We start from the raw sequence: 12,249 nt of genomic DNA, 5'->3' as shown, positions 1-12,249 counted from the left end.
GGGCCCGCCGCGCCGCGGTGTCAGAGGCGGTTCCGCCCGATCAGCTGCTTGACGATCACGTTGCGCTGGATCTCGTTGGTGCCCTCGCCGACGATCATCAGCGGGGCGTCCCGGAAGTAGCGCTCGATGTCGAACTCGGTGGAGTAGCCGGCCGCGCCGTGGATCCGCACGGCGTTCAGCGCGATCCGCATCGCCGCCTCGGAGGCGTAGAGCTTGGCCATGCCCGCCTCCATGTCGCAGCGCTCGCCGGCGTCCAGCCGTTCGGCGGCGTCGAGGGTGAGCAGCCGCGCGGCCCGCAGCTCGGTGGCCATGTCGGCGAGGTAGTTGCCGACCGACTGGTGCTTCCAGATCGGCTTGCCGAACGCCTCGCGCTCCTGCGCGTAGCGGACCGAGTCCTCCAGCGCGGCCCGGGCCACGCCGAGCGCGCGCGCCGCCACCTGGATCCGGCCGACCTCCAGGCCGCGCATCATCTGCGCGAACCCGCAGCCCTCCTCGCCGCCGAGCACCGCGTCCAGCGGCGCCTCGTACCCGTCGAACGACAGCTCGCAGCTCTCCACGCCCTTGTAGCCGAGCTTCGGCAGGTCGCGGGAGACCGCCAGGCCCGGGCCCTGCTCGACGAGCAGGATGCTGATGCCGCGGTGCCGGGGCTCGGCGTCCGGGTCGGTCTTGCACAGCAGCGCGATCAGGCCGGACGTCCGCGCGTTGGTGATCCACATCTTCGCGCCGTCGATCACGTACCGGTCGCCCGCGCGGCGCGCCGTGGTGCTCATCGACTGCAGGTCGGAGCCGCCGGACGGCTCGGTCAGCGCCATCGTGGCGCGCAGCTCGCCGGTCGCCATCCGGGGCAGGTAGCGGGCCTTCTGCTCCCCGGTGCCGAAGACCGCGAGCAGGTGCGAGACGACCGTGTGCCCGCCGAACGCACCCGCGAGCGACATCCAGCCGCGCGCCAGCTCCTCGGTGACGAGCGCGTAGCACGCCTTGGAGACCGAGGTCTCGCCGTACGGCTCGGGGACGGCGAGCCCGTAGACGCCCAGCTCCTTCATGCGGGCGATCAGGTGCTCGGGGTAGGCGTCCGCGTGCTCGAGGTCGCGGGCCGCCGGCCGGACCTCCTTGTCGACGAAGTCCGCGACGACCTCGACGATGGCGCGCTCCTCGTCGCTCAGCGTGAACACGGCTGCCGCCCTCCTCGAGCCCTGGCGCCAGCGGGCGCCTTTTCATATATTTGATTTGAAAATAAGCGTTGTCAACCTGGCGCGGGGCGGGATCGGCGGCCGTGTCGGGGAGAAGCGGCCATCGCCTACATAATGTTGGGATCACCCAGGCGCACGGGGGGACGATGACAGTGCCGATATCCGGCGGCCAGGCCCTCGGCAGGCGCCGCCAGCTCAGCGACGAGGTGGCCGCCTACGTCCGCGAGCTCATCATGTCCGGCCAGGTCAGGCATGGGGAGTTCCTCCGGCTGGAGCGCATCGCCGACGACCTCGGGATCAGCGTCACCCCGGTCCGCGAGGCGCTGCTGTCGCTGCGCGGCGAGGGCTTCGTCACGCTGGAGCCGCGCCGCGGTTTCATGCCGGCGCCCCTGTCGCGCCAGGACGTCCAGGACCTGTTCGAGGCGCAGGCCTACTTCGCCGGCGAGCTGGCCTCCCGCGCCGCCGAGAAGGTCACGGCGGACGAGCTGGAGTCGCTGGACCGCACCCAGGGGCTGCTGGAGCAGGCGTCCAAGGCCGCGGACGCCGAGGGCATCGAGCGGGCCAACCACCAGTTCCACCGGGTGATCAACCTGTGCGCCGGGTCGCCGAAGACGGCCTGGCTGCTCCAGCTTGTGGTGCGGTACGCACCGCGCCGCTTCTACTCCAGCATCCAGGGGTGGAGCCAGGCCTCCGTCGACGACCACCGGCTGATCCTGGCGGCGCTGCGCGCCGAGGACGCCGAGGCCGCGCGCGGTGCGATGCGCGCGCACATCAGGCACGCCGGGACCCTGCTGGTCGTGCACCTGGAGGCGCGGGGGTTCTGGGCCGGCCAGTCGGGCTGACTGGGCGTTCCCGGGAGCGTCCTTCCCCGGGATGGCCGTCTCCCCATATCGTATAAAAAATTGCGAAGGAGGGATCGATGGACGACCGGGACTCCGGAGCGGTGCGCGCTCCCGTACGGGGATCGGCGGGGAACGGAACGTGAGCAGGCTGCAGCAGACCTACGGGCTGACGGACGAGCAGCGGGAGATCCTCGCGACGGTGCGGGCGTTCGTCGACAAGGAGATCCTCCCGGTCGCCACGGAGCTGGAGCACGCCGACGAGTACCCGCAGGCCATCGTGGACGGGATGAAGGGCCTCGGCCTGTTCGGGCTGATGATCGGCGAGGAGCACGGCGGGCTGGGCGAGTCGCTGCTGACCTACGCGCTGGCCGTGGAGGAGCTGTCGCGCGGCTGGATGAGCGTGTCCGGCATCGTCAACACCCACTTCATCGTCGCGTGGATGATCGCCCACCACGGCACGCCGGAGCAGAAGGCGCACTACCTGCCGAGGATGGCGACCGGGGAGGTCCGCGGCGCGTTCTCGATGTCGGAGCCGGGCTGCGGCTCGGACGTGTCGGCGATCAGGACCCGCGCCGTGCCCGACGGCGACGCGTACGTGATCGACGGCCAGAAGATGTGGCTGACCAACGGCGGCTCGGCGAACCTCGTCGCCACGCTCGTCAAGACCGACCAGGACGCGGGCCACCGCGGCATGACGACGTTCCTGGTCGACAAGACGCCGGGGTTCGGGGAGGTCGCGCCGGGCCTGACGGTCCCCGGCAAGATCGAGAAGATGGGGTACAAGGGCGTCGACACCACCGAGCTGGTCTTCGACTCCTACCGCATTCCCGCCGCGCAGATCCTCGGCGGGTCCCCGGGCCGCGGCTTCTACCAGATGATGGACGGTGTCGAGGTCGGCCGCGTCAACGTCGCGGCGCGCGGCTGCGGCGTCGCCCGCCGCGCCTACGAGCTGGCTCTGGACTACGCGCGGCGGCGCGAGACGTTCGGCAGGCCGATCGCCGAGCACCAGGCCGTCATGTTCCGGCTCGCCGAGATGGCGACGAAGGTCGAGGCCGCGCACCAGATGATGGTGATGGCGGCGCGCCGCAAGGACTCCGGCGAGCGCAACGACCTCGAGGCGGGCATGGCCAAGTACCTGGCCAGCGAGTACTGCAAGGAGGTCGTGGAGGACGCCTTCCGTATCCACGGCGGCTACGCCTACTCCAGGGAGTACGAGATCGAGCGCCTCTACCGGGAGGCGCCGATGCTGCTGATCGGCGAGGGCACCGCCGACATCCAGAAGATGATCATCGGCCGCCGGCTGCTGGAGGGCTGATCCCTTGCTCCCCCTCGAAGGCATCACCGTCGTCGCGCTGGAGCAGGCGGTCGCGGCGCCGTTCGCCACCCGGCAGCTCGCTGACCTCGGCGCCCGCGTCATCAAGGTCGAGCGGGTGGACGGCGGCGACTTCGCCCGCGCCTACGACGCCGGCGTGCGCGGCGCGCTCGGCACCCACTTCGCCTGGCTGAACCGGTCGAAGGAGTCGGTCGCCCTCGACCTCAAGCAGGACGAGGGCCGCGCGATCCTCGCCGAGTTGGTCGCGGGCGCCGACGTGTTCCTGCAGAACCTCGCGCCCGGCGCCGCCGCCCGCCTCGGGTTCGGCGCGGACGGGCTGCGCGCCCGCGCCCCCCGGCTGATCGTCGTCGACATGTCCGGATACGGGACGCGCGGCCCGTACCGCGACAAGCGCGCCTACGACATGCTCGTCCAGGCCGAGGCCGGGCTGATCTCGGTCACCGGCACCCCGGAGACGCCGGTGAAGGCGGGCTCCCCGCTGGCCGACATCGCCGCCGGGATGTACGCCTTCTCCGGGACGCTCGCGGCGCTCGTCCGGCGCGGCACGACCGGCGAGGGCGCGGCGATCGAGGTCACGATGTTCGACGCGGTCGCCGAGTGGATGGGCCAGGCGATGTACACGACCCTCTACACCGGTTCGGTGCCGCCGCGGACCCGGCTGAGCCATCCGGTGATCTCCCCGTACGACGCCTACCCGACCGCCGACGGGGTCGACGTCGTCATCGGCGTGCAGAACGACCGCGGCTGGGCGGCGCTGGCGAACGGCGTCCTGGACCGCCCCGACCTCGTCACCGACCCCGAGTACGCGACGAACCAGGCGCGGGTCCGCAACCGGGAGAAGGTGGACGCGATCGTGTCCGGCGTCACGTCGGCGATGGCCCGCGAGGAACTGCTGCGGCGGCTGGACGAGGCGGGCGTCGCGAACGCGTCGCTGAACGACGGGCACGGGCTGATCGCGCATCCGCAGCTCGCCGAGCGCGACCGCTGGCGCGAGGTCGGCTCCCCGGTCGGGGTGATCCGCGCGATCCGCCCGCCGATCACCTTCGCCGACGTCGAGGCGCGGATGGACCCGGTCCCGGCGCTCGGCGAGCACACCGAGGCCGTGCTGCGCGGGCTCGGGCACGACGACGCGGACATCGCCCGGCTCCGAGCTGCCGGAACGGTCGCCTGACGGCCCGCGCGACCCGGGACGGGACCTGGCGGTGGATATCGTGGCGCTATGGCCAGTACGACCCCGTCCTCCGCTCCTGACCGCCGCCGCGAGGAGATGCGCGACTTCCTGCGCACCCGCCGCGCCCGGCTCACGCCCGCCGATGTCGGCATGCCCGACGCGGGCCGGCGCCGGACGCCCGGCCTGCGGCGCGAGGAGGTCGCCGTGCTCGCAGGCGTCGGCGTGTCCTGGTACACGTGGCTGGAGCAGGGGCGCGACATCAAGGTGTCCGGCGAGGTGCTGGACGCCATCGCCCGCGCGCTCCGGCTCGACGCCGCCGAGCGCGAGCACCTGTACCTGCTGGCCGGGCTGAACCCGCCGCGCGCCGAGGCCGGCCCGGCCGTCCCGATCACGCCGGAGCTGCAGCGGCCGCTGGACGCCTGGTCGCCGCGGCCCGCCTACGTCCGCGACCGGCACTGGAATTTCGTCGCGATCAACGACGCGGCGCGCGCGGTGTTCGGGTTCGGCGACACCGACCACAACTGCCTGGTGTCGTTCTTCACCAACGCCCGCTACCGCGACATGCACATCGAATGGGCGGCGGCCGCGCCGAACGTCGTCGCCCGGTTCCGCGCGGACGCCGCCCGCTACCCCGACGACCCCGAGTTCGGCCGGATCGCCGCGGACATGATCGCCGCCAGTCCGGAGTTCGCCGAGCTGTGGCCCCGGCACGAAGTCAGCTCGGCCACCCAGGCGGTGAAGGGCGTCCGCCATCCCGAGGCCGGCGAGATGGTCTTCGAGGGCACGCTGCTGCCGCTCGCCGACCGTCCCGGCACCCACCTCGTGCTGCAGAACCCGCGCCCCGGCACCGGCACCATGGAGCGCCTGGAGCGGCTGATGGCGCGGCGCGGGCTGGCCGCGGCGAGCTGACCCGCGCCCGCGTGGGTGGTGGTGGCAGACCCAGGATGAGCGGAGTCTGTCCGCCCCTCCGGCGATCCGGCACGATCGTTCCCGAACGAACCGGAGGAAGGGTTACGCCATGAGGAATCGCGATTTCGCGGGTCGGCCGGTCGGCGCGGTCGGGCTGGGCTGCATGGGCATGAGCTGGGCCTACGCCGAGTCCGAGCGCGACGACGACGTGTCGGTGGCGCTGATCCGGGAGGCGCTCGACATGGGCGTCACGTTCCTGGACACGGCGCAGCCCTACGGCGACGGCCACAACGAGGCGCTGGTCGGGCGGGCCCTCGCCGGCCGCCGCGACGAGGCGGTGCTCGCCACCAAGACGGGCCTGGTCGTCGAGTCGCTCGCCACCCGGAAGATCGTCCGGAACGGGCGGCCCGAGCACGTCAAGGCGTCCGCCGAGGACAGCCTGCGCCGGCTGGGCACCGACGTGATCGACCTCTACTACCTGCACCGCGTCGACCCGGACGTGCCCCTCGCCGACACCTGGGGCGCGATGGCGGAGCTGGTCGCCGAGGGCAAGGTGCGGCGGCTCGGCCTGTCGGAGGTCAGCGTGGCGCAGGCCGCCGAGGCGCACGCGATCCACCCGGTCGCGGCGGTCCAGTCGGAGCTGTCGCTGTGGACGCGCGACGCGCTCGGGCAGCCGGGGACGCAGGCCGCCGGCGCCGGCGCCGGCGCGGTCACGGGCGCCGGTGACGCGGGCGACGTGGTCGGCTGGTGCGCCGCCAACGGCGCGGCGTTCGTCCCGTTCTCGCCGCTCGGCCGCGGGTTCCTCACCGGGACCGTCACCGCCGCCGACTTCGAGGACACCGACTTCCGCGGCGCCAACCCGCGCTTCCAGGAGGAGGCGCTGAAGGCCAACCTGCGGATCGTCGACGTCGTGAAGGCGGTCGCCGAGCGGCACGGCGCCACCCCGGCGCAGGTCGCCATCGCCTGGACGCTCGCGCAGGGCGAGCACGTCATCCCGATCCCCGGCACCAAGAAGCAGCGGTACCTGCGCGACAACGCCGGAGCCGCCGACCTGGACCTCACCGAGGCCGACCTGGCCGAGCTCGACGCCGTCCCCGCGGCCGTCGGAGGGCGTTACTGATGAAGGCCGTCGCCATCCCCGCGTTCGGCGGGGCCGAGGTGCTGCGCGTGGACGAGTTCGAGGTACCCGAGCCAGGGCCGGGGCAGGTGTCCATCGACGTCGCCTACGCGGGCGCCAACTTCGCCGAGGTGCTGTACCGGCGGGGCGTGGTGGACGTGCCGCTGCCGTTCGTTCCCGGGATCGAGGTGTCCGGGCACGTCCGCGCGGTCGGCCCGGAGGTCGAGGGCCTTCGGCCCGGGCAGCCGGTCGCGGCGCTGACGATCGTGGACGGCGGCGGCTACGCCGAGGTCGTCGTGACGTCCGCGGACCTGGTCGCACCGCTGGACGGCCTCGACCTGGGCCTGGACATCGCCGCCGCGATCCCGTCCAACAGCACGACCGCGTTCCTCGTCCTGGACCGCGCGGCGCGCATCGAACCGGGCGAGACCGTGCTCGTGCACGCCGCCGCCGGGGGCGTGGGCAGCCAGCTCGGCCAGGCGGCGCGGCTGCTCGGCGCGGGCCGGGTGGCCGGCACCGTCGGCGGCCCGGCGAAGATCGGGACCGCCCGCGGCTTCGGCTACGACGACGTCGTGCTCCGCGACGAGCTGCCGGACCGGGTCGCGGCCCTCACCGGCGGGCGCGGGTTCGACATCGTGGTGGACATGGTCGGTGGCCCGGCCCGCCGGACCAGCCTGGACGCGCTCGCGCCGATGGGCCGGATGATCGTCATGGGCAACGCGTCCGGCGCGGACGACGTGGGCGTGTCGGCGAACGAGCTGTGGTTCGCCAACAAGTCGGTGGCGGGCTTCAACCTCGCCGCGTTCTCGGGCGCGTTCCCGGCCGACGCGGGCCGGGCGCTGCGCCGCGCGGTGGCCGCCGCGGCCTCCGGCGACCTGCGGCTGCAGGTGGAGGAACTGCCTCTGGACCAGGCCGCGGAGGCGCACCGGCGCATCGAGTCCGGCGCGACGACCGGCAAGCTCGTCCTCGCGCTGCGCGGCTGAGCACCACTAGGCCGCGGGCCGGCGGCACCGGGCCGCCGATCCGCGGTCACGGCCGCCCCGTGGCGGCCGGTGCCTCGGCGGCGAGGGCGAGCAGCTCGTCGACCGACCACTGGTCGTAGGCGTGCTCGCCGTACTTCGCCGCGACCAGGCGCCCGTCCGCGCCGATCAGGAAGTCGCCGGGCAGGCCCAGCCGGCCCCCGGCCGGGCTGGACGACGGCAGGTGCTCGCGGCCCCGGACGACCTGCCACGTCCCGGTGATCACGGCCCGCAGCAGCGGGCCCCACACGCGGGGGTCGAGCAGCGCCCGGCGCCCGGACTCGACGCCGAACTCGGCGTACAGCCTCTTCGAGGGGTCGCCGACGACGGGGAACGGCAGGCCGGCGACGTGCTCGCGCAGCTCCTCGTCGGGGGAGTGGAACACCACGACCTCGCGGATCCCCGCGGCCTCGATCTCGCCGTGCCGGACGACGAACGAGCGCAGGTGCAGGTTGCAGATCGGGCAGCCCGCGAACCGGCGGAACTGCAGGTGGACGAGGTGGCCGGGGTCGGGGACGGGGACCGGTGGGCCGCCGACGGGGGTCAGTTCGCGGGCCGGGACGTCCGCTCCGGGGGTCAGGCGCATGCGTCGCTCCTTAAGCGTATGGCGTACACCTACGATCGTAAGTGTATGCCGTACGCTGTCAAGCGTCATGCCCCGACCCCGCTCGCTCACCCAGGACCAGGTCGCCGCCGCGGCGCTCGCCGTCATCGACCGGGACGGCCTCGCCGGGCTGTCGATGCGCGCGGTCGCCAAGGAGCTCAAGCTGAGCACCATGGCGCTGTACCGGTACGTCCGCGACCGCGAAGAACTGGAAGGCCTCGTCATCGACCTGGTGTACGCCGAGGTCGATCCCGCGCCGCCGCCCGCCGGCCCGTGGGAGGAGAGGATCGAGACGATGGCGCTGCGGCTGCGGGACGCCTTCGGCGCGCACGCGGCGATCATGCCGCTGACGCTCACGCACCGGCACGACTCGCGGGGGTCGCTGTGCTGGGGGGAGACCGTCGCGGGCATCCTGCACGAGGCCGGCATCACCGGCCCCCGGGCCGCCATCGCGCTGCGGGCGGTGATCGCCTACATCATCGGTGCGATCCAGCTGGAGCACCTGGGCCCGCTGGAGGGGGAGGGGACCCTCGTCATCGCCGCGCTGCCCGCCGGCGAGTTCCCGCACATGGCCGAGACCGCGCGGCACGCCCGCCGCATCGGCCCCGGCGAGGAGTTCCGCGGGGGACTGGAGGCCGTGCTGCGCGGCCTCGGCACCGCCTAGCGGACCAGCAGCGACTGCTGGGCGGAGATGGCCTCGACGGCCTGTGCCACGATCCCGTCGATCAGCCGCGCGCAGCTCGGCAGGTCGTCGATGACCCCGACGACCTGGCCCGAGGCCATCACGCCGAGATCGGGACGGCCGTCCACCATCGCCGCCTTCAGCAGCATCGGGGTGTTGGCGGCCATGAGGACCTGCGACCACGACAGGTCCTTGCCGTGCTTCATCGCCCTCCCGTCGGCGATCATCGCGCGCCACGACATCCCGGACAGCTTCTTGAACCGGGCGACGTTGCGCAGCGCCCGGACCAGGCCGCTGATCCGTCCGGCCGACTCCAGCCCGTCGACCAGCTCGCTGCGCAGCACCCGGTGCGGCATGCCGTCGACCTGGCGGGTCACGACCGTCTCGCCGGTCTTCAGGTACACCTGCTTGACCGCGTCCGGCACCGAGCTGTCGGAGGTCAGCAGGAACCGGGTGCCCATCGCCACGCCCGCCGCCCCGTAGGACAGCGCGGCGGCCAGGCCGCGCCCGTCGAAGAAGCCGCCGGCCGCGATGACCGGGATGTCCACCGCGTCGACGACCTGGGGGAGCAGCAGCGTGGTCGCGACGGGGCCGGTGTGCCCGCCGCCCTCGCCGCCCTGCACCAGCACGGCGTCCGCGCCCCAGCCGGCGACCTTCTCCGCGTGCCGCCGCGCGCCCACCGACGGGATCACCACCAGGCCCGCGTCCTTGAGCTTGGCGATCAGCTCCCGCTTGGGCGCGAGCGCGAACGACGCGACCTTCACGCCCTCCTTGATGAGCAGGTCGATGCGGTCGCCCGCGTCGCCGGCGTCGGCGCGCAGATTGACCCCGAACGGCGCGTCCGTGCGGTCCCTGACCTCGTGGATCGCGTCCGCGAGCTGGTCGAGCGTCATCGTCGCCGACGCCAGGATGCCGAGGCCGCCCGCGTTCGCCACGGCGGTGACCAGGCGCGGCCCGGCCACCCAGCCCATGCCGGTCTGGACGACCGGGTGCCGCACGCCCGCCAGCCGGGTCAGCGGGGTGTCGAGCCGCTGCTCCATCAGGCCGGCACCTCCCGCTCGCGCAGGCCCTTCGGGTCCAGGACCTCGCGCATGACCCGCAGCTCCTCGCCGTCCGGCAGGCGCGTCCGCGGCACCTCATCGGGGATCACCAGCTCGAACCCGGTGGCGGCCACGACGTCCTCGACGGTCACGCCGGGGTGCACCGAGCGCAGCCGCATCCGGTGGTCGGGGGTGTCGAAGTCGAGCACCGCGAGGTTGCTCACCACCGCGCGGATCTCGTGCGCGCCCCGGTCCCAGCCGACGCCGCTGACGAAGTCGACCCTGGGGGTGAAGACCCGCGTCGAGTGCTTCGGCACCCAGTAGCTCGTCGGGTTCAGCAGAGTGTTCCCCGGGCCGCCGCGCGACCCGAGGAGCTGCCGCGACGGCCGCTCCCAGTCGCCGATGCACGAGATGTTGGTGTTGCCGTACCGGTCGATCTGCGACGGCCCCATCACCACGTGCCGCCGCGCGTTCAGCACCAGCCACAGGTGGTCGCGGAACGGCAGCCAGCCCTCCGCCACCTCCGCCGTCCGGCCCAGCGGGACGGGCTCGGCGCTCAGCGTGGGCCCGCCGTCGGTCGTCAGCAGGTCCGGCTCGAAGGTGGCCCGCGCCAGCCGCGACCCCAGCATGGGCACGAATCCGGCGACCGCCGCCGCGACGATCTCGCCGTCCCCGCGGAACAGCTCCGCGCAGGCGACCGCGCAGACCTCGGCCCTCGTCACATCGCTCATCGGGACTCCTCCTGCCACGTCCGGACCGCGTCCTGATAGGCGGCCTCGTCGCCGGACAGGAACCGGTCGCGGAACGCCGCCCACGCCTCCGGGTCGCCCGCCGACGTCGCGTACAGCTTCTGGAACGCCTCGTCGCGGCGGTGGTCGGGCTCGCAGTCGGTGAAGTGCGCGCCGTTCGGCGTCTCCACCACGCCCGTCACCTGCGTCCGGCTGATCAGCAACGACTGCGGCGGGCCCTCCTTGGCGAAGTCGGCGGTGTCGACCAGCCGCTCGCAGGAGACGTAGGTGCGGTCGGCGGCCTTGGCGAACAGGTCGTCCATGTACGGGTCGGCGCCGAGGTACTGGGCGTTGCCGCGCGCGTCCGCCCGGTTCATGTGGATCAGCGACACGTCCATGGTGAGCGCCGGGACGGCGACGAGCTCCCGCCCGTCCCCGTACGGCGACCGGATCGTCCTCAGCTCCGGGTTGACGCGCATCACGTCCGAGCCGAGCCCGACGGGGGTGGGCAGGAACGGCAGCCGGTGCGCCGCCGCGTACAGCCCGAACATGAACATGCCCTCGTCGTACTCGGTCAGCTCGATCGATCCCGACTGGCGCGCCTGCCGGAAGTGCGGCTCGAGCGGGATCGAGTCCATGGTGACGAAGGCCGCCACGAGCCGGCGGACCTTGCCCGCCGCGCACAGCAGCCCGACGTCCGGCCCGCCGTAGGCCACCACGGTCAGGTCGGTGACGTCGGAGCGGCACAGCGCCCGGACCAGGGCCATCGGCTTGCGCCGCGAGCCCCAGCCGCCGATCCCGACCGTCATGCCGCTCTCCAGCGACCCGACGACCTCCTCGATGGAGAGGACCTTGCTCACTTCGCCCCCTTGGCCACGAAGGCGTCGCGGTGCTCGTCGCCCGCGCCCACGAGGTTCAGCTCGAAGGTGAACCCCTGCTCGTAGCGGTAGCTGCGACGGACGTCCACCGGGTCGATGCCGTTCAGCGACTCCTTGGCGCGCCTGATCACGTACTTGTCCTTGGCGGCGATGTTCCCGGCGACCTCCAGCGCCTTGGCGCGCAGCTCGTCCCTCGGGACGACCTCCAGCACCGAGCCGTGGTGGTGCAGCTCGGCGGCCGTGACGTTGCGGCAGGTGTAGACCATCGCGCGCATCAGGTGCTGCGGGACGAGCCGGGCCAGGTGCGTCGCGGCGCCGAGCGCGCCCCGGTCGACCTCGGGCAGCCCGAAGAAGGCGTCGTCGGACGCCACGACGATGTCGGCGTTGCCCGCCAGTCCGATCCCGCCGCCCAGGCAGAAGCCGTGCACCGCGGCGACCACCGGCACCTCGCAGTCGTAGACGGCGGCGAATGCCGCGAAGCAGCCCCGGTTGGCCCCCACCAGCGCGGTGTGCCCCTCGGTCCGCTGCATCTCCTTGATGTCGACGCCCGCGTTGAAGCCCCGGCCCTCGGCCCGGAGCACGACGGCGCCGACCCGCGGGTCGCGGCCGGCCGCGAGCACCGCGTCGGCCAGCTCGAACCAGCCCGCGACGGTCAGGGCGTTGACCGGCGGCGCGTCCACGACGATCTCGGCGACCCCGTCCAGGGTCGTGGTGGAGACTCCCATGCGCTACCTTT

13 protein-coding genes are annotated in these 12,249 nt (G+C 73.2%); 7 read left to right on the top strand and 6 right to left on the bottom strand.

Going from position 1 to position 12,249, the window contains the following annotated elements; all coding sequences use genetic code 11:
* Positions 1–20: 20 nt before the first annotated feature.
* Positions 21–1,172 (bottom strand): acyl-CoA dehydrogenase family protein, encoded by a 1,152-nt coding sequence (locus F8568_RS18305; protein ID WP_328600941.1) that lies wholly within the window; start codon positions 1,170–1,172, stop codon positions 21–23.
* A gap of 164 nt (positions 1,173–1,336) precedes the next feature.
* On the opposite strand from F8568_RS18305, the gene F8568_RS18300 reads away from it, so the two are divergent.
* The 6 genes from F8568_RS18300 (at position 1,337) to F8568_RS18275 (ending at position 7,545) form a co-directional block, all read left to right on the top strand.
* Positions 1,337–2,032, top strand: coding sequence for a GntR family transcriptional regulator (locus tag F8568_RS18300; protein WP_151594758.1), 696 nt, complete (start codon positions 1,337–1,339; stop codon positions 2,030–2,032).
* Positions 2,033–2,171: 139 nt separating this feature from the next.
* The gene (locus tag F8568_RS18295; protein WP_151594757.1) at positions 2,172–3,347 is read left to right on the top strand and encodes an acyl-CoA dehydrogenase family protein; all 1,176 of its coding nucleotides are present in this window, start codon (positions 2,172–2,174) and stop codon (positions 3,345–3,347) included.
* Positions 3,348–3,351: 4 nt separating this feature from the next.
* On the top strand, positions 3,352–4,536 hold the full coding sequence (locus tag F8568_RS18290) for a CaiB/BaiF CoA transferase family protein (RefSeq protein ID WP_151594756.1): 1,185 nt from the start codon (positions 3,352–3,354) through the stop codon (positions 4,534–4,536).
* A 48-nt stretch (positions 4,537–4,584) separates the two neighbouring features.
* Positions 4,585–5,445: a helix-turn-helix transcriptional regulator gene (locus F8568_RS18285; protein ID WP_151594755.1), complete on the top strand. Its 861-nt coding sequence runs from the start codon at positions 4,585–4,587 to the stop codon at positions 5,443–5,445.
* 109 nt (positions 5,446–5,554) lie between these two features.
* Entirely contained in the window at positions 5,555–6,565 is a 1,011-nt protein-coding gene (locus tag F8568_RS18280; protein ID WP_151594754.1) for an aldo/keto reductase, read from the top strand.
* On the top strand, positions 6,565–7,545 hold the full coding sequence (locus tag F8568_RS18275; protein ID WP_151594753.1) for a quinone oxidoreductase family protein: 981 nt from the start codon (positions 6,565–6,567) through the stop codon (positions 7,543–7,545). Before F8568_RS18280 ends, F8568_RS18275 begins: the two co-directional genes overlap by 1 nt.
* Before the next feature lie 46 nt (positions 7,546–7,591).
* Here F8568_RS18275 and F8568_RS18270 read toward each other — a convergent pair whose 3' ends face one another.
* Positions 7,592–8,167, bottom strand: coding sequence for a peroxiredoxin-like family protein (locus F8568_RS18270; protein ID WP_151594752.1), 576 nt, complete (start codon positions 8,165–8,167; stop codon positions 7,592–7,594).
* A gap of 67 nt (positions 8,168–8,234) precedes the next feature.
* Here F8568_RS18270 and F8568_RS18265 point away from each other — a divergent pair, with 67 nt between their 5' ends.
* Positions 8,235–8,849, top strand: a complete 615-nt coding sequence (locus tag F8568_RS18265) for a TetR/AcrR family transcriptional regulator (RefSeq protein ID WP_151594751.1) — start codon at positions 8,235–8,237, stop codon at positions 8,847–8,849.
* Here the strand turns inward: F8568_RS18265 and F8568_RS18260 are convergent.
* From F8568_RS18260 to F8568_RS18245, 4 genes are read right to left on the bottom strand one after another with little or no spacing between them, the layout of a single operon-like run.
* On the bottom strand, positions 8,846–9,907 hold the full coding sequence (locus F8568_RS18260) for an NAD(P)H-dependent flavin oxidoreductase (RefSeq protein WP_151594750.1): 1,062 nt from the start codon (positions 9,905–9,907) through the stop codon (positions 8,846–8,848). The two genes, F8568_RS18265 and F8568_RS18260, sit on opposite strands and share 4 nt — an antisense overlap.
* Positions 9,907–10,638 carry a CoA-transferase subunit beta gene (locus tag F8568_RS18255; protein WP_151594749.1) on the bottom strand — a complete coding sequence of 244 codons (732 nt, stop codon included), beginning with the start codon at positions 10,636–10,638 and terminating at the stop codon, positions 9,907–9,909. Before F8568_RS18255 ends, F8568_RS18260 begins: the two co-directional genes overlap by 1 nt.
* Positions 10,635–11,495 carry a CoA transferase subunit A gene (locus F8568_RS18250; RefSeq protein ID WP_151594748.1) on the bottom strand — a complete coding sequence of 287 codons (861 nt, stop codon included), beginning with the start codon at positions 11,493–11,495 and terminating at the stop codon, positions 10,635–10,637. Before F8568_RS18250 ends, F8568_RS18255 begins: the two co-directional genes overlap by 4 nt.
* Positions 11,492–12,238 carry an enoyl-CoA hydratase family protein gene (locus F8568_RS18245; protein WP_151594747.1) on the bottom strand — a complete coding sequence of 249 codons (747 nt, stop codon included), beginning with the start codon at positions 12,236–12,238 and terminating at the stop codon, positions 11,492–11,494. Before F8568_RS18245 ends, F8568_RS18250 begins: the two co-directional genes overlap by 4 nt.
* Positions 12,239–12,249: the final 11 nt, after the last annotated feature.

The sequence above is a fragment of the Actinomadura physcomitrii genome (assembly GCF_008923205.2).
Taxonomy (GTDB): Bacteria; Actinomycetota; Actinomycetes; order Streptosporangiales; family Streptosporangiaceae; genus Spirillospora; species Spirillospora physcomitrii.
The sequence above is the reverse complement of the archived record's forward strand: the minus strand, read 5'-3'. Positions and strand labels throughout refer to the sequence as shown.